Consider the following 24,646-nt stretch of genomic DNA (forward strand, 5'->3'; position numbering starts at 1 on the left):
TGAATTGTTTTTTCGGGTGTTTCCTGCCCATTGTTAATGACTGTTACGGTCTGCGAACGGCGTCCACGGAAACGCGCCGGACGAAATAGGCTTGGACGATGAGAGTGCTCGTCGTCGACGACGACCCGACGGTCAGCGACGTGGTCCGCCGGTACCTGGAACGCGCCGGCATCGAGGTCACCCTGGCCCCCGACGGCTCCACCGGGCTCGCCGCCGCCAAGCGGATCCGCCCGGACCTCGTCGTCCTCGACCTCATGCTGCCCGGGATGGACGGCATCGAGGTGGCCCGCCGGCTCCGCCGCGACGGCGACGTGCCCATCGTCATGCTCACCGCCCTCGGCGAGGAGTCCGACCGGATCCTCGGCCTCACCACCGGCGCCGACGACTACGTGACCAAGCCCTTCTCCCCCCGCGAACTCGTGCTGCGCGTCCAGTCCGTCCTCCGCCGGACGGCCTCCCCGGTCGAGGTCGTCGCCGAGACCCTCAGCCACGACACGCTCGTGGTCGACGTGGCCGGCCGGGAGGTGCGCCTCGACGGCAGGGAACTGCCGCTGACCGTGCGCGAGTTCGACCTGCTGGTGTTCCTGATGCGCAATCCCGGGCGCGCCTACCGGCGGTCCGAGCTGCTGGAACACGTGTGGGGCTGGACCTTCGGGGACCAGTCCACCGTGACCGTGCACGTGCGCCGGCTCCGGGAGAAGATCGAGTACGACCCGGCCGAGCCGGTGCTGATCCAGACCGTGTGGGGCGTGGGGTACCGGTGGGGGCCGGCCAATGGCTGAGCCGGACGCCGCCTCCGGGCGGGAGGTGACACCGTGAGGGACCTCCTCGGGGTCGTCGTGCTCGCGCTCGTCTGCTCGCTCGCCGTCGCGCTGCCCGGGGCGTTCGTGCTCAGCCGGCTGCGCCGCCGGGCCGTCGCCCTGCACGTCGGCGCCCTCGTCGCGCTCGCCGTCGCCGCCGTCGCCGCCGGGATCGTGGGCGCGGCCCTGGCGATGTTCATCAGTACCCACGACCTGACCGTGCTGCTCGTCGTCGTGGTCACCTCCGGGGTGGTCAGCGTCGCCGTCGCGCTCTGGCTCGGCCGCCGGTTCGCCGCCGACGCGATGTGGGCCGCCGAGGCCGAGAGCACCCGGCGCGAACTCGTCGCCTGGGTCAGCCACGACCTGCGGACCCCGCTCGCCGGCCTGCGCGCCATGGCCGAGGCGCTGGAGGACGGGGTGGTGGACGATCCGGAGACCGTCGCGGAGTACCACAAGAGGATGCGGTTGGAGACCGACCGGATGACCGGCCTCGTCGACGACCTGTTCGAACTGTCCCGGATCAACGCCGGCGCGCTCCGGCTGACCCTGGCCAGCGTCGCCCTCGGGGACGTGGTCTCCGACGCGCTGGCCGGGGCCGCGCCGATCGCCGGGGCCCGGCACGTCCGGCTGGAGGCCGCCGCCGGTGACTGGCCGGCCGTGCTCGGCAGCGAGCCGGAACTGTCCCGGGTGGTCGGAAACCTGCTGGTCAACGCGATCCGGCACACGCCCGCCGACGGGTCGGTGACGGTGACCGGGGGGCGGGACTCCGAGGGGGCCTGGTTGGCGGTGACCGACGGGTGCGGCGGGATTCCGGCGGACGACCTGCCGAGGGTGTTCGAGGTGGCGTTCCGGGGGGAGGCGGCGCGGACGCCGGGCGCGGCCGGGACCGGGCTGGGGAACTCGGCCGGGCTGGGGCTGGCGATCGTGCGGGGGCTGGTCGAGGCGCAGCACGGGCGGGTGGATGTGGCGAATGTGACGGGTGGGTGCCGGTTCGAGGTGCGGCTCGCGGCGCCGTGAGTGGGGTGGCGCGAGCCTCCGTGCGGCTGGCGGCGCGTGATCCGGGTGCCGGGGCCTCGCGCCCCGACGTGTTCAGTCGGGTGGACCCTGCCGGGCGACCCTGTGACGGTCGCCCGGCCCACGCGGGCCTACACGCAGGTGTGCTCCGGGGGCAGGGCCGACACCGTGCGCAGGACCAGTGACTTCATGCGTTCCGTGTTCTCCGCGAACACCCGGAACACCTCCTCCATCGTCACCGACTCACCCGCCGCCACCCCCGCGTCGTGGTCGGTGACCAGCGCGATCGAGGTGTAGCACAGCCCCAGTTCGCGGGCGAGGATCGCCTCGGGCATGCCGGTCATGTTGATGATGGAGGCGCCCTGGGCCGCGTACCACTGGGACTCGGCGCGGGTCGAGAACCGGGGGCCCTCGATCACGACCATGGTGCCGCCGTCGACGATGTCCACCTCGGCGGACTCCAGGACGGCCTTGCGGCCGGCGGGGCAGTACGGGTCGCCGAAGCTCGTGTGGTGCGCGCCCTCGTCGAAGTAGGTGCCCACCCGGGTGGTGGTGCGGTCGACCACCTGGTCGGGCAGGACGAACGTGCCCGGGCCGTGGTCGGGGCGCAGGCCGCCGACGGCGCACGGGGCGAGGATCTGGCGGACCCCCAGCTCACGCAGGGCCCAGAGGTTCGCCCGGTACGGGATCTTGTGCGGCGGGAACCGGTGATCCGTGCCGTGCCGGGGCAGGAACGCCACCGACCGGCCGGCCACCGTCCCGACCACGATCGGGTCGGACGGCTTGCCGTAGGGGGTGTCGAGGTCGTGCGGCGCGCCTTCGCCCTCGATGAGGGAGTACAGGCCGGAGCCGCCGATGACGGCGATGTCTGCGATCACGTACCCCAATCTAAAGCAGAAGATACGGAACCGGTCGCGGCGGTCGGCACGATAACCGTGCATGACAGCCGAACCGGGACCGCGGACAGCAGTCGGCACGGGGCCCGAACTCCCTGTGCCGACTGCTCGACCGCCCGCGGCCACAGGCGAGGACTGCGACGGGTGGCGTACCCGTCCGGTGGTTCTAGAAGGCCGCGATGACCGAGCCCGCGTACTTGTCCTCGATGAACTTCTTCACCTCGGGCGAGTTCAGCAGCTTCTTCAGCTTCTGGATCTTCGGGTCGTTCTCCTTGCCGGTCTTGGCGACCAGCAGGTTCGCGTACGGGTTGTCCTTGCCCGACTCCAGCGCCAGCGCGTCCTTCGCCGGCTTGAGGTTGGCCTCGATGGCGTAGTTCCCGTTGATCACGGCGAGGGACACGTCGTCGAGCGCGCGGGGCAGCTGGGCCGCCTCCAGCGCCTTGAACTTGAGCTTCTTCGGGTTGGACGTGATGTCCTTCTCCGTGCTCGCGTCCGGCTTGACCTCGATCAGCCCGTTGGCGGCGAGCAACTTGAGCGCGCGGCCACCATTGGTGTTGTCGGCGGGGATGGCCACCTCGGCACCCTCGGGAAGATCCTTCAGAGCCTTGACCTTCTTCGAGTACGCGCCCAGCGGCTCGATGTGCACCGCCGTGACCGGGGTGAGCTTCACGCCCTTCTTGGCGGCGAAGTCATCGAGGTACGGCTTGTGCTGGAAGAAGTTGGCGTCGATGTCGCCGGAGTCGAGGGCCACGTTCGGCTGGACGTAGTCGGTGAACTCCTTGACGGTGAGCTTCAGGCCCTCCTTGGGCGCGAGCTCCTTGGCGACGTAGTTCAGGATCTCGGCGTGCGGCACCGGGGAGGCGCCGACGACGAGCTCGTCCTTGCTGTCACCGGAGGAGCAAGCTGCGAGCCCGACGGTCGCGAGGGTGGCGGCGAGGATGCCGGTGATGATGCGACGGGACATTGCGTTCTCTCCTTGGTTGTTACTGGTGCAGCCGGTGGGGACCGGCGGCGGTTCGCGGTGGGACCGCGAAGACTGGGGTGTTCGGCTCGGGCCGCTGGCCGCGTTGGGCGGTGCGGGCCGTTTCGTGTCGGGCCGTTTCGCTTCGGGTGGTCAGCTCGGCCCTCGGCGGTCGAGGCGTCGGGCGAGGAGGTCGCCGCCCGACTGAATGGCCTGCACGAGCACGATGAGCAGCGCCACCGTGGCCAGCAGGATGTCGGTCTCGAAGCGCTGGTAGCCGTACCGCAGCGCCAGGTCGCCCAGGCCACCGCCGCCGACGACCCCGGCCATCGCGGAGTACCCGATGACGGCGACCACCGTGACCGTGAACCCGCGGATCAGGCTCGGCAGGGCCTCGGGCAGCAGAACCTTCGTGACCAGATGCCAGGTACGCATGCCGAGCGACCGCCCGGCCTCCAGCAGCCCCGGGTCGACCTCGTGCAGCGAGGACTCGACCAGCCGGGCGTAGAACGGGATCGCCCCGAGCGCCAGCGGCACGATCGCCGCCTCCGGGCCGATCGTGGTGCCGACGACCGCCCTGGTCAGGGGCATCACCAGGATGAGCAGGATGATGAACGGCAGCGACCGGCCGGCGTTGACGATCGCGCCGAGCGGGCGGGCGATCGGCTTCGGGGCCAGGGTGAGGAAGACGCCGAGGGGGATGCCGCCGAGGACCGCGAGCGCGGAGGTGGCGGCGACCATCTCCAGGGTCTCTACTGTGGCGGGGCCGAGGAGGTCGATCACGACTGGGGACCGTTCGCCTCGGAGCGGGCCGCCGGGCCGGGAGCCGGGCGCGGGGTCAGGGCGTCGGCGTGGTCGGACTCGATGCGGCCGGTTGCGGCTTCCGCGGTCGGCCGGTCCGTCGCCAGGCTGGTCGCGCCGGGCACCAGCGCCGCCGCGGCTCCGGCCGGGGCCTCGGAGCGGGCCGTGAACTCCGCCGTGGTTTCGGTGGAGACGATCCGGCCGGCCTCGATCACCGACACCGTGTCGGCCACCTGGCGGATCACCCCGTGCTCGTGCGTGATCAGCAGGATCGTGAGGTTCAGTTCGCGGTTCAGGTCCCGCAGCAGCCCCAGGATCGAGGTGGTCGTCTCCGGGTCGAGCGCACTGGTCGCCTCGTCGGACAGCAACACGTGCGGCTCGGCGGCCAGCGACCGGGCGATCGCGACCCGCTGGCGCTGCCCACCGGACAACTGCGCCGGGTACGCGCCCGCCTTGTCGGCCAGGCCCACCCGGTCGAGCAGCTCGGCCACCCGGCGGCGCTGCTCACCCTTGGTGCGGCCCGCGAGTTCGAGCGGCAGAGCGACATTCGCCGCGACGGTACGCCGCTGGAGCAGGTGGTACTGCTGGAAGATCATGCCGATCCGCCGGCGCGCCCGGGCCAGGTCGCCCTCGCCCAGACTGGTCAGCTCCTGCCCGAACACGGTCACGGTCCCCGCTTCCGGACGCTCGAGAACATTCACGGTGCGTAACAGGGTCGACTTGCCGGCGCCGGAGCGGCCGAGGATGCCGTAGACCTCGCCGGGGGCGACGTCGAGGTCCACGCCGTCGAGGGCGGCGTGGGCGCCGTACCTCTTGGTGATGTTCCTGATCTTGATCATGGGATTTCCTGAAATGACGGATATTGGAGCCGCAAGGCTCCGCCATGGGCGGTCAGGCAGGGTGGGGATGCGCCTCAGCGGCGCGAAGACTTCACGGAGAGTGCAGGCGGGGCGCGACTTAGAGTCGGCAGCTGCACATTCGACAGGCGCGCGGCGTCATCACACCGACGACCATACGGTCGAGGTGCGGACGGGTGCGCAGGGCTGTCATGGTGGCAAGTCTAGGCACCCGAACCGGACTCACGTAACTCATCGTGAGCGGCCTCACGAAACCCGGCGACCCGTGGTCGCCGCTCCAGGCCGGGTGGACAGGCCGGCAAGGTCGGGATGCCGGGCCGAACCCGACAGGGTGGTCATGGCGATCAGGCCAGGGTGCCGGGCCGCTACCGGCAGGGCGGTCGGGTCGATCGCGTCGGGGTGTCGGTCGATCCCGATCGGCTGCCCATGCCGAAGTGCCGGGCCGCTCCAGGTGGGGTGGTCGCGCCGGGTTGTCGGGGTCGATCCCGATCGGGCTGTCGCGGCGACCATGCCGAAATGCCGCCCCGCTGCGGCGGGGTGGTTGGGGCCATCGCCCGGGTGCTGGGTCGCGCCCCGACGGGACGGTTGGGTCACCATCGGTCCTCCCCGCGAGACGGGACCCGTGCCGCAGCGTGCCGCCGTGGTTCCGGGGAGTGTTCCCGAGGAAACGGTGAGTATCGATGAGAAGGTCCCGGGTCGACAACGCTCGAGCCTGTTTTCTGTCGCAGAATCTCCGAAGACCCTCTCCCGTTTGGCCGCCTCGAACGCTAGGTTCGCTGTATGCGGCACGAACCGGACACGACCGGAGGGATGGCGGTGGAGTTGCTGGCTGGCCGGCTGCTCGTCGCCTCCCCGATGCTGCGCGACCCCAACTTCGAGCGCACCGTCGTCCTGCTCGTCAGCCACGACCAGACGGGCGCCCTGGGCGTCGTCCTCAACCGGGCCACCGAGGTCCGCGTCCTGGAGGTCCTGCCCGCCTGGGGCCGGCTCGCGGGGGAGCCCGGGGTGCTGTTCGAGGGCGGTCCCGTGCAACCCGAGGCCGCTATCTGCCTGGCCCGCACCCGGCCGGACGCGAAGGAGCTCCCCGGCTTCCTGCCCATCCACGCCGGGGTCGGCACCGTCGACCTGTCCGGTGATCCCGACGGCCTGGGCGAGCAACTGCTGGGCCTGCGGGTCTTCGCCGGGTACGCGGGCTGGGGCGCCGGCCAGGTCGAGAACGAGATCGCCGAGGGCTCCTGGTTCGTGTACGACGCGCTGCCGGGGGACCCGTTCATGCCGCGCCCGGATGATCTCTGGGCGATGGTGCTGCGCCGCCAGGGCGGGCTGACGGCTGCTCTCGCGCACTATCCGGCCGATCCGACGCTGAACTGATCATTTGCCCCGGTGTGGGGTGGGGGTCGCCCCGAGTTCGCGTGGTGGGGGGTGGCTGTGTAATATTGCCCAGGCGAACGCGGAAGCGGACGTGGCAAGGGGCTGTGGCGCAGCTGGTAGCGCACCACACTGGCAGTGTGGGGGTCAGGGGTTCGAGTCCCCTCAGCTCCACCCTTGTGAGGAACGACCGAGGCTCTGATCCAACATTCGGATCAGAGCCTCTTTTGCTGACCCTGGAACCTCAGCCTGACGAGATCCTTCACGACGAGCGGCCTCCCGGGCAGCAGTACTCGCACGGTTGCCGCAGCTGGGCGATCGCCTCGGCCGTGGGCATCCAGGTCTGGTCGCTGGGGATTCCGCCCCGGCGGACCACGGCGCCCTGTCCTCGGCGCATGCCCCGGCAGTCCCGGACGACGTGGAACGCCGAGCCGCCGTCGGAGACGATGACCTGTCTCGGCAGGCCGTCCTGGCGGGGTTTGCAGTCGAAGCACCACGCGATCGGACCGCCGTGTCGGCATTCTTCCTCGTTCATGGGGACATGATGCTCGACTGTGGAGTCCGCCGCTGCCCCGAACTCGGACGCGTGCGCCGGCCCGGTTGGCTGCCGTGGGCCAGCGGAGGTCTGGGAGCCCCGGCGGCGTCCCGGACTCAGCGCGGCCCGTGCTCGCGCCGGCTCGGGCGGGGCGGGGCCGTCAGCGGATCAGCCGGCGTTCCATGGCTGTGGTGACCGCCGCCGTGCGCGAGTCCACGCCCAACTTCCCGAAGATGTGCACCAGGTGCGTCTTCACCGTCGCCCGGCTGATGAACAACCGCCCCGCGATCTGCTCATTCGTCAGCCCCTCCGCGAGCAACTGGAGGATCTCCACCTCACGCGGACTCAACGTCACCCCCGGCTCCCGCACCCGCCGGGCCAGCCGCGAAGCCACCGGCCCGGACAACACCGTCTCCCCGGCGGCAGCCGCCCGCACCGCCCGGAACAGCTCCTCCGGCGGAGCGTCCTTCAACAGATACCCGGTCGCCCCGGCCGCGACCGCCCGCACGATGTCGGCATCGGTGTCATAGGTGGTCAAAATCAGAACACGAGGGGGGTACGCCAGCGCGAGCACCCTTTCCGTCGCCGTCACGCCGTCAATACCCGGCCCGAGCTGCAGATCCATCAGCACGACATCGGGGCGCAGCGCGGCGGCGAGCGCGACCCCCTCCTCGCCCGTACTCGCCTCCCCGATCACCTCCAGGCCAGGCTGCCCGGTGAGTAGCGCACGTAGGCCGGCGCGTACCACGGGATGGTCGTCCACCAGAAGAACTCTCATGCCGCACCACCCGTCGGGACCGTGCGCGGCACCCGCAACGGGAAGCTGCGTCGCCAGCGGCGTGGCACGCCGGTGGCGCGGCCAATGGGACGCCAAGGGCCGGTCATGCCGCACCACCCGTCGGCACAGTGACAGCGATGGCCGTGCCCTCGCCAGGGGCGCTCTCCACCTCGACGGTTCCGCCGAGCAGAGCCACCCGCTGCCGCACCGCGTCGAGCCCGAACCCACGCCCGGGCGAGGACCGCACAGCACCAGGATCAAACCCGACCCCGTCGTCCCGCACATCCAACGCCACCGAATCCGGCAGATACGTCAACGTCACCGCCACCCGCCCGGCCCGAGCGTGCTCGGCCACATTCGCCAACGCCCCCTGCGCGACCCGCAGCAACGCGACATCGATCTCCCCGCCGAGCGGATACGGCTCGCCCTCGACGGTCAGACTGCACGGGGCGACAGCCCCCGGCGCGGGCAAACCGTCCGCCCCTGAGGCCGCGCACAGCCGCCGCAGCGCCGCCACCAACGTCTGTTCCGTCAAAGCGCTGGGAGTCAGATCCGCCACGACCCGCCGTGCCTCCACCAGATTCTCCCGAGCCACCGCCGAAGCCTGCCGCACATGCCCCCGCGCCACCTCCGGAGCGGTGACCCAGTCCCGATCAGCGGCCTGGAGCAGCAGATTCATACTCGACAACCCCTGGGCGAGCGTGTCGTGGATCTCCCGCGCCAGCCGCTGCCGCTCATCGAGAACCCCGGCCCGGCGTTCGCTCACGGCGAGAGCCTCACTGGTGCGGGCGAGGCGGAGGTACGCGGCCGTCGCGATCGTGGCCACCGCCACCGGGGCGAGGACGAGGCTGGGGTCGAACCGGTCGGCGAGCCGGAGCTGGGCGAGGACCACGGCGGCGGTCAGTCCGGCCGCGACCGCCACGGCCGCCGAGGTGGCCAGGTGGCCGAGGGCGACGAAGAGGAGGGGTACCGCGCACCAGGCGAAACTCGGGGCCAGCAGGACCAGGACGAGCCAGCCGGTGAGCATGCCCGCGAGCCACGGGGTGCGGGGGACGGGCCAGAGCACGCCGATGCTGTAGGCGACGGCCAGGGCACCGGCCAGGCCGAGGATCAGGGGGGCCTCGCCGGACAGGCCGTGCCGGGCGACGTAGCGCGAGGCGGACGCGGCCAGCAGCAGGTAGAACCCGGCGTGCATCCAACTGCGCATGGCCCCAACATAGATCGGCCCGAGGGGATGACATCAACCATTGGGTTGATTCGGGGACCCATCCTCCGCACCAGGTGCGGCCGGCCCCGCCCGGGCAGACTCGAACCCATGATGAACCGACGCACAGCAGTTCTGGGTACCGTAGCCGGCCTCGCCACCGTCGTCGCCTCCACCGGCGTCGCCCTCGCGGCGAACGACCCGGCCCCGGCGTCCGCGAAGAAGTCCCCGATCACCCAGTCCACCCAGGTCCTGACCATCGACGCCGCCAGCCGGGCCGCGTCGAAGGCACTCGAAGCCGCGGCGAAGGGCGGGCACCGGGTCACCGTCGTGGTGATGGACCGTTCCGGGGTCGTGCGGGTGACCCTGCACGGTGACGGGGCCGGGCCGCAGACCGACGAGTCGGCGAAGCGGAAGGCGTTCACGGCCGTGTCGTTCGGGCAGCCGACCTCGGCGCTGGTGGCCCGGGCCGGGGGCACGAACCCCTCGGTGCGCGACATCCCGGGGACGTTGTTCCTGGCCGGTGGCGTGCCGGTCACCGTCGACGGGGTGGCTGTCGCGGCGATCGGGGTCGGCGGGGCGCCGAGCGGGGACCTGGACGAGAAGTACGCCCAGGCGGGAGTCGACGCGCTCCGCTAGAACCATTTTCCGGGTACGGGTCGCCGGAGGTCGCCATCGGCCTCCGGCGCGAGCCCGCACCGCGCGCCGCGTTGTGGTGTCCTGCGGGCGCGCGTCGCAAGAAGGGACCCGCTTCGCCACCTCAACATCAGTCGCTGGCCCCCCACGCCAATCGTCCCGGCCCACTAGTCCTGGCACGCAGGGTTTCGTGCGAGCCGCGCGGTGCCTGGCGGCGGTTCTCTCGGCGCGCGCCGGGCGGTGGGTCAGAGGGTCCAGTAGCCGATGTCGCGGGCGCCCAGGGTGTCGCGGACCGCGATCCGGGCGCCCTTCGAGGCGCCCTTGGGGACGTCGAAGACCACGGTGCCGGAGACCTGCGCGCCGGCCTTCAGGTCGACGGACTCCAGGGCGGGCGGGAACATCGACGTGGTCGGGGTGCCCTTGGTGCCGTCGCGGGACACGATCCCGAAGTTGAACGGGTTCGCGTGGTACTTGCCGGCCTTGCACTCGATGACGATGTCGACGACGACGTACTCGCCGCGGGGCTTGTCGAACTCGTGGCTGCCCGTGGTCGAGACGCGCGCCGAGCGTACGGTGACGACGATCTCGGAACGGTCGCCGAGGAGGGTCGAGTCCAGGGTCAGTGGCTGGGACACCGGCACCGTGGCGGTCTTGTCCAGGCTGACCGAGGGGCGCGGTTCCGGGGTGAGGCCCCCGTCGGAGCAGCCGGCGGACAGGAGGATCAGGCCGGCGAGGCCGAGGGCGGCCACAACCTTGCGCATGGGAGTCCTTGCGAGGAGAGAGGGCGGTTCGCGTGTGACATTGTGGACTGTATACACGCTTAAGGGAAAGCGCTCCCAGCGTGATCGAAACGCCACTTGTTCCTCCACTGAAGACAGCGAATGACCGTCGATGTCGTCGTACCCCTCTGAGTTGTCGTGTTGTGGCCATGTCCACTTGCTGAACGTGGCAACCAGGCCGGTACCCATCGGATCCGGGTTTGACTCGGGGCATGCGAACTCTGCGAAACAGACTGTGCGGCGCGGCCCTGGTGGCCCTCGTCGCCGGCTCGCTGCCCACCATCGGCACCCCCGCGCACGCCACCCCCGGCGCGGCCCCATCCGCCCTGGTCACCGCGATGCAGCGTGATCTGGGGCTCACCGCCGCGCAGGCCGAGGCCCGGATCGTCCATGAGGAGCGCGCCGGTCAGACCGACAAGCGGCTCCGGGCCAGCCTGGGCGGGGCGTACGCCGGCACGTGGCTGTCGGCGGACGCGACCGTCACGCACGTCGCCGTCACCACCCAGGAGGCCGCCGAGCTGGTCCGCGACGCGGGGGCCGAGGCGACCGTCGTGGCCTACAGCGCCGCCGACCTGCGCGGGGTCCAGGAGAGCCTGGACAAGGAGTTGGGCTCCGCCGGGCTGCCGGTCGTCGTCACGTTCGTGGACGTGGCGGCCAACCGGGTCGCGGTGCACGCCCGGCCCAAGCTGGTCGGGGACGTCCGGGCCGTGGTGCTCGCCAGCGGGGTACCCGTCGGGGCCGTGTCCGTGGTCGGGTCCGCCGAGGCCCCCGCCCCGACGGCCGACGTGATCGGCGGCAACCGGTACGACATGCAGGGCGGGTGGTGTTCCGTCGGGTTCGCCGTCGACAACGGCGGGTTCGTCACCGCCGGGCACTGTGGGACCCCCGGGACGGCCACCAGCTCGCCGTCGGGCACGTTCCAGGGCTCGCGGTTCCCGAACGACGACTACGCGTGGGTGGCCACGCCGGGCCACACGCCCCGGCCGTGGGTCAACAACTACGCGGGCGGGCACATCGCCGTGAAGGGCTCGGCCGAGGCGGTCGTCGGCTCCTCGGTGTGCCGGTCGGGCGGGAAGACCGGGCTGCACTGCGGCGTGATCACGGCCTGGAACTCCTCCGTCACGTACCCCCAGGGCACGGTCTTCGGGGTGATCCGGACCAACGTCTGCTCCGAGCCGGGCGACTCCGGCGGCGCGCTGGTCTCCGGCCAGCAGGCCCAGGGCGTCACGTCCGGCGGCAGCGGCAACTGCTCGTCCGGCGGGGTCACGTACTTCCAGCCGGTGAACGAGATCCTCACCGCGTACGGGCTGACGCTGAGCGTCGACACCTATGTTCCCCCGGTGGTCACCGACCACGCGCCGATGGGCAGCCTCGACGCCGTCACCGCGCAGGCCGGCGGGCTGTGGGTCGCCGGGTGGGCCGCCGACGAGGACATGGCGCCGCGCACCACCCCGGTCCGGATCGACATCTCCGTGGACGGGCACGGCACGCCCCGGCTGACGGCGAACCAGAACCGGCCGGACGTCGGCGCGTACCTCGGGCCGGACTACGGGCCCAACCACGGGTTCTCCACCACGTTCTCGCTGGCCAACGGGCCGCACACCGTCTGCGCCTGGGCGCGCAACTACCGGCCCCCGGGCGCCACCGGCTACGAGCCGCCGTCGACCGCCCTCGGCTGCCGGACCGTCACCGTGGGCGCGCCGGTGACCGGCGGGCCGCTGTCGAGTGAGTACTCGAACCTGTGCCTCGACGTGACCGGCGGCATCGAGGACAACGGCACCCGGGTGCAGCTGTACACGTGCAACGGGACCGCCGCGCAGCGCTGGACCGTGGCCTCCGACGGCACGCTGCGGGTGTACGGCGGCAAGTGCCTGGACGTCATCGACTTCGGCACCGGCAACGGCGCGCCGTTCCAGATCTGGGACTGCCACGGCGCGGCGAACCAGGTGTGGGAGGTCCGGCCGGACGGGGTGCTGTTCAACGCGAACGCCGGCAGGTGTGTGGACAACCTCGGGTACGGCACGACCAACGGGTCCCCGGTGGGGCTGTGGGACTGCAACGGGGCGTCCAACCAGCGGTGGCGGCTCCCGATCTAGCCGCCACGGTGCCGGCTTCCGGCGGTGGGCGCCGTGCCCGGCTCGGGTCGGCACGGTGCCCGGCTCGGGTCGGCACGGTGCCGGGCACGGTGCGGCTCCGGTCGGCACCGTGCCCGGCTTCCGGCGGGCCGGCGCGGGACGGGTGCCTCCACGGCGGGGCGCCCGTCCCAATTTTTGGAGCGGAACGCTTCGTTCCGATGATAGGGTGCGGGGCATGACTGCACCCCTGAGTGGTCGCAAGGCCCAGGCCGCGCTCAACGACCAGCGCATCCTCGAAGCGGCCCGCGCGGTCTTCCTAGCCGACCCGAACGCCCCGATCTCCGCCGTCGCCGAGGCGGCCAACGTCGGGATCAGCGCGTTGTACCGCCGGTACGCCAGCAAGGAGGACCTGCTGCACACCCTCGCCACGGACGGCCTGGACCGGTACCTGGCGGAGGCCGGGCGGTGCCTGGCGGACGAGGGGGACGCGTGGGCGGCGTTCGCGGAGTTCATGGAGCGGTGCGTGGACGCCGGGACCAGCTCGCTGACGGCGCGGCTGGCCGGCAGTTTCACCCCGAGCGACGCGCTGAACCAGGCCGGCCGGCGCGCGGGGGAGCTGACCTACGCGATCATCGCCCGGACCATCGCCGGGGGCGGCCTGCGGCCCGACATCCTGGTCGGCGACCTGTCGCTCATCTTCGAGCAGCTCCAGACCGTCACCGTCGGGGACGCCGACCGGGTGCGGCAACTGCGCCGGCGCTACCTCGCCCTGTACCTCGCCGCGCTCCGCGACCCCGACGCGCCACCGCTACCGGGGCCGGCCCCCGACTGGGCCGAGCTGAGCGGACGGTACGCGCGATGACCGTGCTGACCACCCGCGACCTCAACCGGGCCCTCCTCGCCCGCCAGCACCTCGTCGACCGGGTCGCCATGCCCGTCCCCGACATGGTCGAGCACCTCGTCGGGCTCCAGGCCCAGGCCCCGCTGCCGCCGTACTTCGGACTGTGGTCCCGGCTGACGGACTTCCGGCCCGCCGACCTGTCCGACCTGATCGCCGACCGCACCCTGGTCCGGGGCACCCTGATGCGCGGCACCCTGCACCTGGCGAGCGCGCGGGACTACCTGGCCGTCCGGCCGGCGCTGCAGGGGATGCTGGAGAAGGCGCTGCTGAGCACGTACTCGAAGAAGCTCGCCGGTCTGACCCGCGACGAGATCGCCGCCGCCGGCCGGGCCGCGGTCACCGGCCGGGCGGCCACCCCGGCGGAGATCGGCAGGGCGCTGCTCGAACACTGGCCCGGGTACGACCACCAGGCGCTGTCCAACGCCGCCCGGATGTACGTGCCGATGGTGCAGACCCCGCCGCGCGGGCTGTGGGGCGCGTCCGGCCAGCCCCAGTTCAGCACGGTGGAGGACTGGATCGGCGCGCCCGTGGCCGCCGACACCGCGCCGGACGAGCTGGTGCTGCGCTACCTCGCCGCGTTCGGCCCGGCCACCACGAAGGACATCCAGGCCTGGTCCTGGCTGACCGGGGTCAAGGCGATCGTGGACCGGCTCCGCCCCCGGCTGCGGACGTTCCGCACCGAGTCCGGGGCCGAACTCCTCGACGTGCCCGACGCGCCGCTGCCCGGCGGGGATCTGCCGGTCCGGCCCCGGTTCGTGGCGGCGTTCGACAACCTGATCCTGTCGCACTCCGACCGGTCCCGGATCCTCGACGACGGCCACCGCAAGCGGATCTTCACGGTCAACGGGCTGATCCCGGCCACCGTCCTGGTCGACGGGTTCGTGGCTGGCACCTGGCGGATCGCCGACGGGGTGCTCCTGGTCGACACGTTCGAGGAACTACGGCCGGCCGACCGGGAGGCGTTGGCGGCGGAGGGCGCCGGCCTGTTGGCGTTCGCGGAGGCCGGTACCGACAAAGTGGAATTTTCCCATGCCAACTAGGGTGGGTTTCCTAGCGATTTAGTGTGATTTGGTCTTATGGTGCCGTAAACGACCTACGGGGGAAGCCATGAGATCTACGCACACGAAGGTGTTCACCGCGCTCGCCGTCACCCTGCTCGGCGTCCTGCTGACCGGGGCCCCGGCGGGCGCGGTCGGGACCGACACCGGGGGCTCGCGCGTGGCCTCCCCGGCCCGCGACGAGCCCTGCGACCTGAGCCTGGTCCGCAAGGAGACCCAGAAGCCGACGCCCGTGCCCGGCTTCCCCAAGCAGCGCGAACGCAAGCACACCCTGTCGGTCACCAACAACGGCCCCGAGGAGTGCTTCTACACGCTGGGAGACACCCTGCAGATCCCGCCCAGCATCACGCTGGTGTCCTCCGGAGTCGTCGGCGACGGCGGGCGGGTCGAGAGCCCCGGCGGCTGGAACGGCACCACCCAGACCACCATCGCCCAGGACGAGGCGATCGACCCCGGCGCGACCCACGTGTGGACGGTGACCTACCGGTACAAGTTCAAGTAGCGGCCCCGGGCCTCAGCGCAGGACGTTGACGGCCCGGGCCACCACCAGCGCCGCCGTGACCAGCGAGATCGCCGACTGGCCCATCATGGTGAGCTTCGCCCACCGCGACAGGGGCATCGTGTCCGTCGGGCTGAACGCGGCGGCGTTGGTGAACGACACGTACAGGTAGTCCATGAACTGCGGGTGCCAGCCCTCCCGGGCCAGCTCCGGCGTCGACATCTGCGGGAACAGGAAATCCGGATCGGGGCACCGGCCCTTCGCCCGCGCGGCCGGGCCGCCCCGGTCCAGCTCCCAGAACCACAGCGCGAACACCACCACGTTCGTCAGCCAGACCCCGGCGCCGTTCAGCAGCAGCACCGCCGGGTCGCTCGGCGCGTGGCCCGTCGCGATCATCCAGACCAGCCGGGCCGCCGCCCACGCCGTGATCAGGCTCGCCACGCCGATCAGCGCCAGGCTCGCCGTCCGGATCAGCGCCGACTCCCGGACGAACCGCGACGGGTTCGCCACCACCAGCACCGCCAGCAGCACGCACTCCACCCCGGGCAGCAGCCACCACGGCTGGAACGTCAGCTCCCGGTTCAACGCGACCTGCGCGGCGATCATCACCGCGATGGCGGCACTCGCCGCGAACCGGTTCTCGCCCGGATGCGGGTCCGCCGACCAGGTCGTCATGGGCTCCATTGTCACCCCGGATCCGGGGACTTGTCGGTGCCCGCTGCTAATCTCCGCAGATCAGGGAGGACACCCACGTGACGGAGCTCGCCGAACGGCTGCGCTGGCTGCGGGGCGGGGCCGCGCCGGTGCGGTACACCGCCCGGACCATCGCCGCGCTCACCGCCAACCCCGGCTGCGCCCGGCGCGGGCTGCTCGACGCGGCCGGCGTGGACAAGAAGGCCCTCGCGGACCGGCTCGGCCACCCCGCGCGGTTCGGCCAGTCCCGGTTCGCGATCACCCGCACGCTCGGCTTCGAGGCCCGCCTGAAAGCCGACGGGTACGCGGAACTGCTGGCCGCCGTCGCCCTCGACGGCGCGCGGGTCGTCACCGTCGAGCTGACCATCGACATCGCCGGCGAGCCCGCCGCCCTCGAACCCGACCTGGTCCTGCTGCGCGCCGCCGGCCGGCTGCACGTCGTCCAGGTCAAGTCGTTCGCGGTCGTCGACGGCCAGGCCCCCGGGGACAAGGTCGCCGCCGCCGCGCGCCAGGCCGCCGTGCACGTCCTGGCCCTGCGCCGCCTCGGCCACGACACCAGCCACGAGGTGTACCTGGTGTGCCCGGAGAACTTCTCCAACGCCCCCGTCGCGAACCTCGTCGACGTCCGGCGCGAACTCGGCGTCCTCGAACGCCAGCTGGCCCGCCTGACCCGGGTGTCCGACCTCGCCGAGGGGCTGCCCGACGGGGCCACGGCGGAGGAGGCGGTGGAACGCGTGCCCGCGCGGTACGCGCCCGAGTGCCTCGCGGCCTGCGAGCTGGCGTTCTACTGCCGGCAGGAGGCCCGGTGCGCGGGGGAGACCGACACGCTGGGCCGGTCGGTGCGCGACGCGGTCGGCGGGGTGGCGACGGTGGCGGAGGTGCGGGCGCTCGCCGCCGGGGGTGCCTCGGCGGAGCATCCGGAGATCGCGGAGCTGCTGGCCACGGCGCGGACGTTGCGCGCGGAGGCGACCTCGTGACGCGGCCCGGTCCTGTGGGCCGCACGGCGGAGGGTGGCCGGTGAGTCTGTTCGCGGCGTTGGCCAAGGTGGACGCGCTCGCCGTCGGCCGGGCGCAGCCGATCGCGGGCGTCCGGCACGTGTACCTCAGCGGGCGGCCCCTCGTCCTCATCCCGTTGGCGTTGGCGGGGGAGGCGGCGGCGCCCCTGGCGATGATGCTCGGCACCGACCGGGCGGATCCCCGGCTCCTCGTGGTGCCCCAGCCCCGGGACCGCGCGCTCCGGGCCGCCTTCTTCGACGACCTGTCCCGGGTGGTGACCGCCCTCGTCGGCGACCTGGCCACCACGCCGGAGCAGGAAACCCCGGAGACGGGTACCCAGGGGAGCGGCCTTTCCCTGGTTTCCGACTCCGGCGGCGAGCACCCGGGGGCTCCCGGCCCGCTGGGATCCGACGGGGCCCGGCCGGTGACCGTGGTGCCTTCGGGGCTGGAACCTGACGTTGCCCAGCCGGCCGGTGCCGCCGCTGACGAGCTGGCCGGCCCCGACGTGCAGGTCCTCGTCCCCAACCGGTCCGGCGTCGACTTCCTCCGCCTCCTCGGCCGCGCCACCCGGTTCCGCGACGGCGACCGGATCGGCCGCTGGCTGACCTTCCTCGCCGACCGCTCCGAGCACCCCGACTCGTGCCTCCTCCTCCCGGTCACCGAGGCCCTGACCGGCCACTGGGCCACCGGCCAGAGCGCCGTCGAGGACGCGCACCTCGCCTCGGTCCTCGCCTGGATCGACGGCGCCCCCGAGCAGGTGGTTCCCGACGAGGCCGCCTCCACGGCCGGCCCGCAGACCGACCCCGACTTCGACAACAAGGTCCTCGCCCCGCTGATCGACGCGTACGACGCCGGCGACCCCGAGGCCGCCCCCCAGATCGCCAAGGCCGTCGGCGCCCTCCTCGAACCCGTCTGGGCCCAGGTCTGGCACGCGGTCGACCTGCTCCGCGCGCTGCCGGAGGCCCGGAGCGTGCCGGAGCGCTGGCTGTGGGACGTGTCGGAGTACGCGGGCTTCGTCGCCGGCCACCTGCCCCAGCCGGTCCGCGACTCCCCGGTGGCCGCCGCCGCGCGCCTCGACCGGCTCGAACGGACCCAGGCCCGGGTCGAGGCGCAGCGCGCGTTCGACGATCCGCTGGTGATGGCGGGCCACCAGCTGACCGGGGCCGCGTTCCGGGGCACGGTGGTGGCCACGGAGCCCGACCGCAAGGAGGGGCGCAAGCTCCGGCCGCGGATCACGGTGGAGACGGTCCGGCCCGTGCACCTGCGGGGGGCCGTGACCAGTCCCGCCCGCCGCGCGCAGGCTGCGGAGATCACCGAGGTCGACGGTCTGCGGGTGGTGCTGACCCTCACCAGCGGCATGGGGCGCGGGGCGGTGCCGGCGGCGGGCAGCGTGCCGGAGGTGGGCGAGGAACTCGTGTACACGTCCCTGAGCGAGACGTTCCAGCGCCCGGCGGCGTTCCCCGACGAGACCCCCTGGACCCACGGTGGCTGACCGGACCTTCGAGGTGACCCGTGGTTGAGGCGATCCTGGCCGACCTGACCGGTACCACCCACCGTGGTGTCGTGGTCGACTCCCCGCCCGGGGCCGGCAAGTCCACCCTGGTGGTCCGCGCGGCCCTGCACCTCACCGGCGACCTGATGATCGTCGCGCAGACCAACGAGCAGGTCGACGACCTGATCGACCGGTTGGCGACGAAGGACCCGACGGTCACGATCGGCCGGCTGTCCTCCTCGGCGTACCGGCCGTCGGAGCGGGTGACCAGGGACAACGTCCGGATCGGCCAGAAGGTCGCCCAGCTCGACGGCGCGCGGGTCACCATCGCGACGGCCGCGAAGTGGGGCACCCTGACCGAGGGTTCGTGGCCGTGGGCGATCGTGGACGAGGCGTACCAGATGCGGTCCGACGCTCTGTTGCGGATCGCGCCCCGGTTCGAGCGCGCGCTGTTCGTCGGCGACCCGGGGCAGCTGGATCCGTTCTCCACGGTGGAGGCCGAGCGCTGGTCGGGGCTGTCCTGGGACCCGTTGCAGAGCGCGGTGTCCGTGCTGCTCCGGCACAACCCCGACCTGCCCGTGCACCGGCTGCCGGTCTCCTGGCGGCTGCCGGCCTCGGCGGCCCCGGTGGTCGCGGAGGCGTTCTACCCCTTCACAGGCTTCTCTTCGGGTACGGGTCCGGACGACCGCCGCCTCGACCTCGGCCCCGGCGCGGACACCCCCCTCGACCGGGCGCTGGACCTGGCCGCCGACACCGGCTGGGCCCTCTACGAGCTGCCGGCCCGGCACGCGATCCGCACGGACACCGAGGCCGTGGACGCGGTCGCCGACCTCGCGGCCCGCCTGCTGGCCCGGGGCGCGGTCGGGCACTCCGAGCAGGGCTCGCACCCGCTGACCCCGGCCCGGGTGGCGATCGGGGCGGCGCACCGCGACCAGGTGGCGGCGATCCGCGCGGCGCTCGCCGACCGGGGCGTGGACGTCACGGTGGACACGGCGAACCGCCTCCAGGGCCGCGAGTACGACGTGACGATCGTCCTGCACCCGCTGTCCGGCCGGCGGGACGCGACGGCGTTCCACCTGGAGTCGGGGCGGTTGTGCGTCCTGGCGTCGCGGCACCGGCACGCGTGCCTGGTCGTGGCGCGGGCGGGGATCGCGGAGCTGCTGGACGCGCATCCGGCGGCGGGGCCGGTGGCGCTGAACGTGCCGGTGAAGTTCCCGGACGGGTGGGCGGCGAACCAGACGATGATGACCCACCTCGACGCCCACCGCGTCCCGTCCGCCTGACGGACGCGTCCGCCGTCAGGCGCGGAAGCTGACCTCGGTGCCGTCGCCGCGCCGCAGCTCCCCGCGCCGTACGTAGTCCCCCAACGCCCGTTCCAGTTGCGCGTCCCCCCAGTCCGCCAGCAGCCACAGCCGCCCGCTGAGCGCCGCCTCCGTGACGAGGGTCAGCAGGCCGGCCGCCGTGTGCGGTTGGCCGGTCAGTTCGGCGCGGCGGATCAGGCGTTCGAAGAGCTGTTCGCAGCGGCGGAGCTGGGCGAGGCTGAGTTGGCGGCGCTGGATCGGGTCCGGGTACTCGACGAACTGGTAGAGCGACAGGCTGGCCCGGGTGTGGTGGAACAGGTCCTCGCCCCGGCCCCGGGTCTCCTGGATCTCCTGGTAGAGCCGGTTCTCCTTGACCGCGAAGCGTTCGTCGTCGCCGGGGCGTTCGGAGTGTTTGCTGGCGGCGACGGCGAGGATGCCGATGCCGGCGAGCGGGGCGAGGAGGCAGAGCAGGGTGCCGTCGCCGGTGGACGCGGAGTAGAGCACCGTGACGAGGGCGAGCAGGCCCGCGGTCACCGCGGTGGTCCGCGCCGCCGTCCGCATCGCAGACCTCCCAGTCATCGAGTGCTGTCCACATTAGGAGTCCGGACGAATTCCGGCCACCCGGTTGTGTCCGGCCGGGGCGGCGGGCACCCCGACCGGTGACGACTCCTGGCTGCGGCGCCCTCGCCGGCCGCGCGGACCGGCCCCGTGGACGGCTCCCGGTGGGCCCCGTGGACAACCCGCTGACAGCGCTCGCCCCGGCCTACCGGCCCGCGTTGTGCCTGGTCACCTGCATTCCGGCGATCCGGGTCGCCAGCCCCGGCGCGAGTCGCGCGCCCCACCAGGCGACCCGCCCGGAGAACGGCGCCACGATCAGCGCCCGGTTGCGGGCCACGCCCCGCAGGATGTCCCGGGCGAGCTTCTCGGCGGAGTACAGCGGAACGGGGATCCGGGCCCTGACGTCGCGCCCGATGCTCGTACCCGGCAGATCGGGGTTGACGTTGTCGAGCAGCGGGGTGTCGACGAAGCCGGGGCACACGGCGCTGACCCGGATGCCCCGGGAGGCCGCCTCGGCCCGCAGCGCCAGGCTGAGGCCGACGACGGCGTGCTTGGTGGTCGTGTAGGGGGCCATCAGGGGCGCGGGGGTGAGGCCGGCCAGCGAGGCGGTGTTGACGAGGTGGCCGTGGCCCTGGCGGAGCATCAGCGGGTAGGCGGCGTGCACGCCGTGGACGACGCCGCGCAGGTTGACGTCGATGGTGCGGTTCCAGTGGTCGAGGGTGAGTTCCTCGGCGACGCCGCCGGAGGCGATCCCGGCGTTGTTGAACACGACGTCGATCCGGCCGTGCCGCTTCCAGAGGTCGGTGAAGGTGTACTCCACGGCGGCGGCGTCGGTGACGTCGAGTTCGACGGCGGAGCAGCCGAGCTTCTCGCCGACGACGAGGGTGGCGGGGGAGTTGTCGGCGATGATGACCCGCGCGCCGCGGGCCAGGAGTTCCGTGGCCAGGGCGAGGCCGATGCCGGAGGCCCCTCCGGTGATCAGGCAGATCATCGTTTCACCTCGTAGTGGGAGCGGTTGAGTCGGCGGACGGCGGTGCGGTAGCTCCAGGCGAAGCCGGGCCAGGTGGTGCGGTTGACGCCGTGTTCGTCGAGATACCAGCTCTGGCAGCCGCCGGCGTTCCACACGGCGCCGCGCAGCTTGCGCTGGATGTCCTCGTTGAACTGGCGCTGGGCGGCGGGCCGGACCTCGACGGTGCGGGCGTCGTCGAGCAGGGCGAGGGCCTGCATCACGTACCGGACCTGCTGTTCGATCATGAACACGACGGAGTTGTGTCCGAGGCCGGTGTTGGGCCCGAGCAGGACGAACGCGTTCGGGAAGCCGGCGATGGCGATCCCGAGGTACGTCTCGATGCCGTCCTTCCAGGCGTCGGTGAGGTCCAGCCCGTCGCGGCCGGTGATGCGCTGGCCGTTGAGCGCGTCGGTGACGTGGAAGCCGGTGCCGTAGACGATCGCGTCGACCTCGCGGTGTTCGCCGTCCCCGGTGACGATGCCGGTGGGGGTGACGTGCGAGATGCCGTCGGTGATCAGGTCGACGTGCGGCCGGCCGAGGGCGGGGTAGTAGTCGTTGGAGATCAGGATCCGCTTGCAGCCGATGGTGTAGTCCGGGGTGAGCTGGGCGCGCAGGTCGGCGGACGGCACCTGGCGGCGCATGTGGGCGCGGGCGACCATGGCGGCGATGCCCATCAGCCGGGGGTGCACGAAGCCGAGGGCCCTGGCCTCCAGCCGCCAGAAGACGGTGCCCCGGTAGAGCTTCTGGACGGCGGGTACGGCCCGGTAGAGCGCCTGTTCCCACTTCCCGACCCGGCGGTCGGCCTTCGGGATGATCCACGGGGGTGTGCGCTGGTAGACGTCGAGCCGGGCGACCTGGGCGGCGAGCCGGGGCACGAACTGGACGGCGCTGGCCCCGGTGCCGATCACGGCGACCCGCTTGCCGCGCAGGTCGACGGAGTGGTCCCACTCGGCGGAGTGGAAGGCGGGCCCCTCGAAGGTCTCCAACCCCTTGATCTTCGGGTACGAGGGCAGGTGCAGCGCCCCGATCCCCAGTACCACCGCGCGGGCCCTGACCTGTTCCCCGTTGGCGGTGGTGACGGTCCAGTGGTCGTCGGCGAAGACGGCCCCGGTGACCTCCTGCCCGTACCGGATGTGCCGGGTCACCCCGTACTTGTCGGAGGTGGCGCGGAGGTAGTCCCAGATCTCCTCCTGGCGGGGGAAGGCCCGGGTCCAGGACGGGTTCTGCTCGAAGGAGAAGGAGTACATGTTCGACTGGATGTCGCAGGCGCACCCGGGGTAGGTGTTGTCCCGCCAGGTGCCGCCGAGGTCGGTGGCCTTCTCCAGGATCACGAAGTTGTCCCGGCCGGCCTTCTTGAGGGCGATGGCCATTCCCAGCCCGGAGAAGCCGGTACCGACGATGATCACGTCATACATTCATCCTCCTCTACTTGCCGGTAACATACCCTCCTTACCTACTCGTGGGTAGGGTGTGACTGGTGGTAACCAAACGATCTCTCGGCGCGTTTTTGCCACCCGTTGGGGTGGGAGCGGCCCTGAAGGACTATTCTGCGTCCGGGATACGGCCAGGCTATTTCTGGCCTGCCAGTACACCAGCAGCGATGGAGGACGGATCGTGACTGCTGTCGAGCCGAAGCCGATAGTGACCCGCCCCTGGCCAGTGCACCAGGGCATCAAGGGATCGGCGTTCGCCCGGCTACTCCGTACCACGGACGCGAAGCAGATCGGGATCATGTACATGGTCACGGCCTTCGCGTTCTTCATCATCGGCGGCTTCCTGGCCCTCTTGATGCGCGCGGAGCTGGCCCAGCCCGGTGGCCAGTTCCTGTCGGCGGAGCAGTACAACCAGGCGTTCACGATGCACGGCACGATCATGCTGCTGCTGTTCGCGACGCCGATCGTGTTCGCCTTCGGCAACTACATCGTCCCGCTCCAGATCGGCGCGCCGGACGTCTCGTTCCCCCGGCTGAACGCGTTCGCCTACTGGCTCTACCTGTTCGGCGGCACGATCGTCGTCCTGGGTTTCGCCACCCCGAACGGCGCGGCCGACTTCGGCTGGTTCGCGTACTCGCCGCTGACCGACGTCGCGCACTCCCCGGGTGCCGGCGCGGACATGTGGATCGTCGGCCTGATCATCTCCGGTCTGGGCACGATCCTCGGCGCGGTCAACATGGTCACGACCATCCTGACCCTGCGCGCCCCCGGCATGACGATGTTCCGGATGCCGATCTTCACGTGGAACCTGCTGGTCACCAGCCTCCTCGTGCTGATGGTCTTCCCGATCCTGGCCGCCGCCCTCTCCGGGCTGGCCGCCGACCGGATCCTCGGCGCGCACGTGTTCGACTCCGAGACCGGTGGCGCCATGCTCTGGCAGCACCTGTTCTGGTTCTTCGGGCACCCCGAGGTGTACATCGTGGCGCTGCCGTTCTTCGGCATCGTCTCCGAGATCTTCCCGGTCTTCTCCCGCAAGCCGATCTTCGGCTACAAGGGCCTGGTCGGCGCGACGCTGGGCATCGCGGCCCTGTCGATGACGGTGTGGGCGCACCACATGTTCGTCACCGGCCAGGTGCTGCTGCCGTTCTTCTCGCTGCTGAGCTTCCTGATCGCGGTCCCGACCGGCATCAAGTTCTTCAACTGGATCGGCACCATGTGGCGCGGCCAGCTGACCTTCGAGACGCCGATGCTGTTCTCGCTGGGCTTCCTGGTCACGTTCCTCTTCGGCGGCCTGTCGGGCGTGCTGCTCGCGGCCCCGCCGATCGACTTCCACGTGTCCGACACGTACTTCGTGGTGGCCCACTTCCACTACGTGCTCTTCGGCACCATCGTCTACGCGGTGTACGCCGGCATCTACTTCTGGTTCCCGAAGATGTTCGGCCGGATGCTCGACGAGCGCCTGGGCAAGGTGCACTTCTGGCTGACCACGATCGGCTTCCACACCACGTTCCTCGTGCAGCACTGGCTGGGTACGGAGGGCATGCCGCGCCGGTACTTCGACTACCAGGAGCGCGACGGCTTCACCACGCTCAACCAGATCTCCACGATCGGCGCGTTCATCACCGGCTTCTCGACCCTGCCGTTCCTGTGGAACGTGTGGAAGTCGTACAAGGCCGGCCGGACGGTCACCGAGAACGACCCGTGGGGCTACGGCGCCTCGCTGGAGTGGTCGACCACGTGCCCGCCGCCGCTGCGTAACTTCGACTCGATGCCCCGGATCCGCTCCGAGCGGCCGGCCTTCGACGAGAAGTTCCCGGAGCTGGTCCCCGGGTACAAGCCGCCGGCTGTGAGCGGTTCTCCCAAGGATTAGACGGATCGTGACGCGGGCCCTTCCCCAGGTGGGGGAGGGCCCGTTTCCGTGCGCCCGGTGCGCGGCCCCACGCGGCCCGGCTCGCGGCCCGTGGTGCGGATCACTCCGAGCGGGCCGGACCCGTGGCGCGGTC

General features: G+C 71.8%; 24 protein-coding genes and 1 tRNA gene. 13 read left to right on the top strand and 12 right to left on the bottom strand.

Annotated features, from left to right (window positions below; all coding sequences use genetic code 11):
* The first annotated feature begins 98 nt into the window (after positions 1-98).
* Together AB0M43_RS23215 and AB0M43_RS23220 are read left to right on the top strand one after the other, a co-directional pair.
* Positions 99-782 (top strand): response regulator transcription factor, encoded by a 684-nt coding sequence (locus AB0M43_RS23215; RefSeq protein WP_363727842.1) that lies wholly within the window; start codon positions 99-101, stop codon positions 780-782.
* Between the two features lie 57 nt (positions 783-839).
* Positions 840-1,817 carry an ATP-binding protein gene (locus AB0M43_RS23220; protein WP_363728026.1) on the top strand — a complete coding sequence of 326 codons (978 nt, stop codon included), beginning with the start codon at positions 840-842 and terminating at the stop codon, positions 1,815-1,817.
* Positions 1,818-1,945: 128 nt separating this feature from the next.
* Here the strand turns inward: AB0M43_RS23220 and AB0M43_RS23225 are convergent, their stop codons facing one another.
* The 4 genes from AB0M43_RS23225 to AB0M43_RS23240 all read right to left on the bottom strand — a co-directional run bounded on the left by AB0M43_RS23225 (position 1,946) and on the right by AB0M43_RS23240 (position 5,311).
* Positions 1,946-2,692 (bottom strand): S-methyl-5'-thioadenosine phosphorylase, encoded by a 747-nt coding sequence (locus AB0M43_RS23225; RefSeq protein ID WP_363727843.1) that lies wholly within the window; start codon positions 2,690-2,692, stop codon positions 1,946-1,948.
* A 184-nt stretch (positions 2,693-2,876) separates the two neighbouring features.
* Entirely contained in the window at positions 2,877-3,674 is a 798-nt protein-coding gene (locus AB0M43_RS23230; protein ID WP_363727844.1) for a MetQ/NlpA family ABC transporter substrate-binding protein, read from the bottom strand.
* Between the two features lie 150 nt (positions 3,675-3,824).
* Positions 3,825-4,412, bottom strand: coding sequence for a methionine ABC transporter permease (locus AB0M43_RS23235; protein ID WP_363728027.1), 588 nt, complete (start codon positions 4,410-4,412; stop codon positions 3,825-3,827).
* Positions 4,413-4,450: 38 nt separating this feature from the next.
* Positions 4,451-5,311, bottom strand: a complete 861-nt coding sequence (locus AB0M43_RS23240) for an ATP-binding cassette domain-containing protein (protein WP_363727845.1) — start codon at positions 5,309-5,311, stop codon at positions 4,451-4,453.
* A gap of 798 nt (positions 5,312-6,109) precedes the next feature.
* Here AB0M43_RS23240 and AB0M43_RS23245 point away from each other — a divergent pair.
* Together AB0M43_RS23245 and AB0M43_RS23250 are read left to right on the top strand one after the other, a co-directional pair.
* Positions 6,110-6,700, top strand: a complete 591-nt coding sequence (locus tag AB0M43_RS23245; protein ID WP_363727846.1) for a YqgE/AlgH family protein — start codon at positions 6,110-6,112, stop codon at positions 6,698-6,700.
* Positions 6,701-6,798: 98 nt separating this feature from the next.
* Positions 6,799-6,871 (top strand) — tRNA-Ala (locus AB0M43_RS23250).
* 88 nt (positions 6,872-6,959) lie between these two features.
* Here AB0M43_RS23250 and AB0M43_RS23255 read toward each other — a convergent pair.
* The 3 genes from AB0M43_RS23255 to AB0M43_RS23265 form a co-directional block, all read right to left on the bottom strand.
* Positions 6,960-7,232 carry a hypothetical protein gene (locus tag AB0M43_RS23255; protein WP_363727847.1) on the bottom strand — a complete coding sequence of 91 codons (273 nt, stop codon included), beginning with the start codon at positions 7,230-7,232 and terminating at the stop codon, positions 6,960-6,962.
* A gap of 160 nt (positions 7,233-7,392) precedes the next feature.
* The gene (locus AB0M43_RS23260; protein WP_363727848.1) at positions 7,393-8,010 is read right to left on the bottom strand and encodes a response regulator transcription factor; all 618 of its coding nucleotides are present in this window, start codon (positions 8,008-8,010) and stop codon (positions 7,393-7,395) included.
* 103 nt (positions 8,011-8,113) lie between these two features.
* Positions 8,114-9,217, bottom strand: coding sequence for a sensor histidine kinase (locus AB0M43_RS23265; RefSeq protein ID WP_363727849.1), 1,104 nt, complete (start codon positions 9,215-9,217; stop codon positions 8,114-8,116).
* A 108-nt stretch (positions 9,218-9,325) separates the two neighbouring features.
* Here AB0M43_RS23265 and AB0M43_RS23270 point away from each other — a divergent pair, with 108 nt between their 5' ends.
* Positions 9,326-9,853: a heme-binding protein gene (locus tag AB0M43_RS23270; RefSeq protein WP_363727850.1), complete on the top strand. Its 528-nt coding sequence runs from the start codon at positions 9,326-9,328 to the stop codon at positions 9,851-9,853.
* 242 nt (positions 9,854-10,095) lie between these two features.
* Here AB0M43_RS23270 and AB0M43_RS23275 read toward each other — a convergent pair whose 3' ends face one another.
* The gene (locus tag AB0M43_RS23275) at positions 10,096-10,611 is read right to left on the bottom strand and encodes a DUF4352 domain-containing protein (protein ID WP_363727851.1); all 516 of its coding nucleotides are present in this window, start codon (positions 10,609-10,611) and stop codon (positions 10,096-10,098) included.
* A gap of 230 nt (positions 10,612-10,841) precedes the next feature.
* Between AB0M43_RS23275 and AB0M43_RS23280 the strand changes: the two genes are divergently transcribed.
* The 4 genes from AB0M43_RS23280 to AB0M43_RS23295 all read left to right on the top strand — a co-directional run bounded on the left by AB0M43_RS23280 (position 10,842) and on the right by AB0M43_RS23295 (position 15,165).
* The gene (locus tag AB0M43_RS23280) at positions 10,842-12,725 is read left to right on the top strand and encodes a ricin-type beta-trefoil lectin domain protein (RefSeq protein ID WP_363727852.1); all 1,884 of its coding nucleotides are present in this window, start codon (positions 10,842-10,844) and stop codon (positions 12,723-12,725) included.
* A gap of 214 nt (positions 12,726-12,939) precedes the next feature.
* Entirely contained in the window at positions 12,940-13,566 is a 627-nt protein-coding gene (locus AB0M43_RS23285; protein ID WP_363727853.1) for a TetR/AcrR family transcriptional regulator, read from the top strand.
* Positions 13,563-14,645, top strand: coding sequence for a winged helix DNA-binding domain-containing protein (locus tag AB0M43_RS23290; protein WP_363727854.1), 1,083 nt, complete (start codon positions 13,563-13,565; stop codon positions 14,643-14,645). Before AB0M43_RS23285 ends, AB0M43_RS23290 begins: the two co-directional genes overlap by 4 nt.
* Before the next feature lie 67 nt (positions 14,646-14,712).
* Entirely contained in the window at positions 14,713-15,165 is a 453-nt protein-coding gene (locus tag AB0M43_RS23295) for a hypothetical protein (RefSeq protein WP_363727855.1), read from the top strand.
* 12 nt (positions 15,166-15,177) lie between these two features.
* On the opposite strand, the gene AB0M43_RS23300 is transcribed toward AB0M43_RS23295, so the two are convergent.
* The gene (locus tag AB0M43_RS23300; protein WP_363727856.1) at positions 15,178-15,837 is read right to left on the bottom strand and encodes a hypothetical protein; all 660 of its coding nucleotides are present in this window, start codon (positions 15,835-15,837) and stop codon (positions 15,178-15,180) included.
* Between the two features lie 77 nt (positions 15,838-15,914).
* On the opposite strand from AB0M43_RS23300, the gene AB0M43_RS23305 reads away from it, so the two are divergent.
* The 3 genes from AB0M43_RS23305 to AB0M43_RS23315 are packed head-to-tail and all read left to right on the top strand — an operon-like array spanning position 15,915 to position 19,625.
* The gene (locus tag AB0M43_RS23305) at positions 15,915-16,832 is read left to right on the top strand and encodes a hypothetical protein (protein ID WP_363727857.1); all 918 of its coding nucleotides are present in this window, start codon (positions 15,915-15,917) and stop codon (positions 16,830-16,832) included.
* Positions 16,833-16,872: 40 nt separating this feature from the next.
* Positions 16,873-18,342, top strand: coding sequence for a hypothetical protein (locus AB0M43_RS23310; protein WP_363727858.1), 1,470 nt, complete (start codon positions 16,873-16,875; stop codon positions 18,340-18,342).
* Positions 18,343-18,362: 20 nt separating this feature from the next.
* A complete protein-coding gene (locus tag AB0M43_RS23315) occupies positions 18,363-19,625 on the top strand; it encodes an AAA domain-containing protein (RefSeq protein ID WP_363727859.1) in 1,263 nt (420 codons plus the stop codon).
* A 15-nt stretch (positions 19,626-19,640) separates the two neighbouring features.
* Here AB0M43_RS23315 and AB0M43_RS23320 read toward each other — a convergent pair whose 3' ends face one another.
* The 3 genes from AB0M43_RS23320 to AB0M43_RS23330 all read right to left on the bottom strand — a co-directional run bounded on the left by AB0M43_RS23320 (position 19,641) and on the right by AB0M43_RS23330 (position 22,625).
* Positions 19,641-20,222 carry a hypothetical protein gene (locus tag AB0M43_RS23320; protein WP_363727860.1) on the bottom strand — a complete coding sequence of 194 codons (582 nt, stop codon included), beginning with the start codon at positions 20,220-20,222 and terminating at the stop codon, positions 19,641-19,643.
* Between the two features lie 184 nt (positions 20,223-20,406).
* Positions 20,407-21,192, bottom strand: a complete 786-nt coding sequence (locus tag AB0M43_RS23325) for an SDR family oxidoreductase (protein WP_363727861.1) — start codon at positions 21,190-21,192, stop codon at positions 20,407-20,409.
* The gene (locus AB0M43_RS23330) at positions 21,189-22,625 is read right to left on the bottom strand and encodes an NAD(P)/FAD-dependent oxidoreductase (RefSeq protein ID WP_363727862.1); all 1,437 of its coding nucleotides are present in this window, start codon (positions 22,623-22,625) and stop codon (positions 21,189-21,191) included. Before AB0M43_RS23330 ends, AB0M43_RS23325 begins: the two co-directional genes overlap by 4 nt.
* 199 nt (positions 22,626-22,824) lie before the next feature.
* Between AB0M43_RS23330 and ctaD the strand changes: the two genes are divergently transcribed.
* Entirely contained in the window at positions 22,825-24,513 is a 1,689-nt protein-coding gene (gene ctaD / locus AB0M43_RS23335) for a cytochrome c oxidase subunit I (RefSeq protein ID WP_363727863.1), read from the top strand.
* The last annotated feature ends 133 nt before the right edge of the window (positions 24,514-24,646 follow it).

Source organism: Longispora sp. NPDC051575 (assembly GCF_040681875.1).
Lineage (GTDB): Bacteria > Actinomycetota > Actinomycetes > Mycobacteriales > Micromonosporaceae > Longispora.

Excerpts from the sequence above, each read along its gene's own strand:
- AB0M43_RS23230 (WP_363727844.1), bottom strand. The coding sequence starts at position 3,674 with ATGTCCCGTCGCATCATCACCGGCATCCTCGCCGCCACCCTCGCGACC.
- AB0M43_RS23285 (WP_363727853.1), top strand. The coding sequence starts at position 12,940 with ATGACTGCACCCCTGAGTGGTCGCAAGGCCCAGGCCGCGCTCAACGAC.
- AB0M43_RS23215 (WP_363727842.1), top strand. The coding sequence starts at position 99 with ATGAGAGTGCTCGTCGTCGACGACGACCCGACGGTCAGCGACGTGGTC.
- AB0M43_RS23300 (WP_363727856.1), bottom strand. The coding sequence starts at position 15,837 with ATGACGACCTGGTCGGCGGACCCGCATCCGGGCGAGAACCGGTTCGCG.
- AB0M43_RS23330 (WP_363727862.1), bottom strand. The coding sequence starts at position 22,625 with ATGTATGACGTGATCATCGTCGGTACCGGCTTCTCCGGGCTGGGAATG.
- AB0M43_RS23255 (WP_363727847.1), bottom strand. The coding sequence starts at position 7,232 with ATGAACGAGGAAGAATGCCGACACGGCGGTCCGATCGCGTGGTGCTTC.
- AB0M43_RS23240 (WP_363727845.1), bottom strand. The coding sequence starts at position 5,311 with ATGATCAAGATCAGGAACATCACCAAGAGGTACGGCGCCCACGCCGCC.
- AB0M43_RS23290 (WP_363727854.1), top strand. The coding sequence starts at position 13,563 with ATGACCGTGCTGACCACCCGCGACCTCAACCGGGCCCTCCTCGCCCGC.
- AB0M43_RS23270 (WP_363727850.1), top strand. The coding sequence starts at position 9,326 with ATGATGAACCGACGCACAGCAGTTCTGGGTACCGTAGCCGGCCTCGCC.
- AB0M43_RS23245 (WP_363727846.1), top strand. The coding sequence starts at position 6,110 with ATGCGGCACGAACCGGACACGACCGGAGGGATGGCGGTGGAGTTGCTG.
- AB0M43_RS23325 (WP_363727861.1), bottom strand. The coding sequence starts at position 21,192 with ATGATCTGCCTGATCACCGGAGGGGCCTCCGGCATCGGCCTCGCCCTG.
- AB0M43_RS23295 (WP_363727855.1), top strand. The coding sequence starts at position 14,713 with ATGAGATCTACGCACACGAAGGTGTTCACCGCGCTCGCCGTCACCCTG.
- AB0M43_RS23265 (WP_363727849.1), bottom strand. The coding sequence starts at position 9,217 with ATGCGCAGTTGGATGCACGCCGGGTTCTACCTGCTGCTGGCCGCGTCC.
- AB0M43_RS23275 (WP_363727851.1), bottom strand. The coding sequence starts at position 10,611 with ATGCGCAAGGTTGTGGCCGCCCTCGGCCTCGCCGGCCTGATCCTCCTG.
- AB0M43_RS23260 (WP_363727848.1), bottom strand. The coding sequence starts at position 8,010 with ATGAGAGTTCTTCTGGTGGACGACCATCCCGTGGTACGCGCCGGCCTA.
- AB0M43_RS23320 (WP_363727860.1), bottom strand. The coding sequence starts at position 20,222 with ATGACTGGGAGGTCTGCGATGCGGACGGCGGCGCGGACCACCGCGGTG.
- AB0M43_RS23235 (WP_363728027.1), bottom strand. The coding sequence starts at position 4,412 with ATGGTCGCCGCCACCTCCGCGCTCGCGGTCCTCGGCGGCATCCCCCTC.
- AB0M43_RS23280 (WP_363727852.1), top strand. The coding sequence starts at position 10,842 with ATGCGAACTCTGCGAAACAGACTGTGCGGCGCGGCCCTGGTGGCCCTC.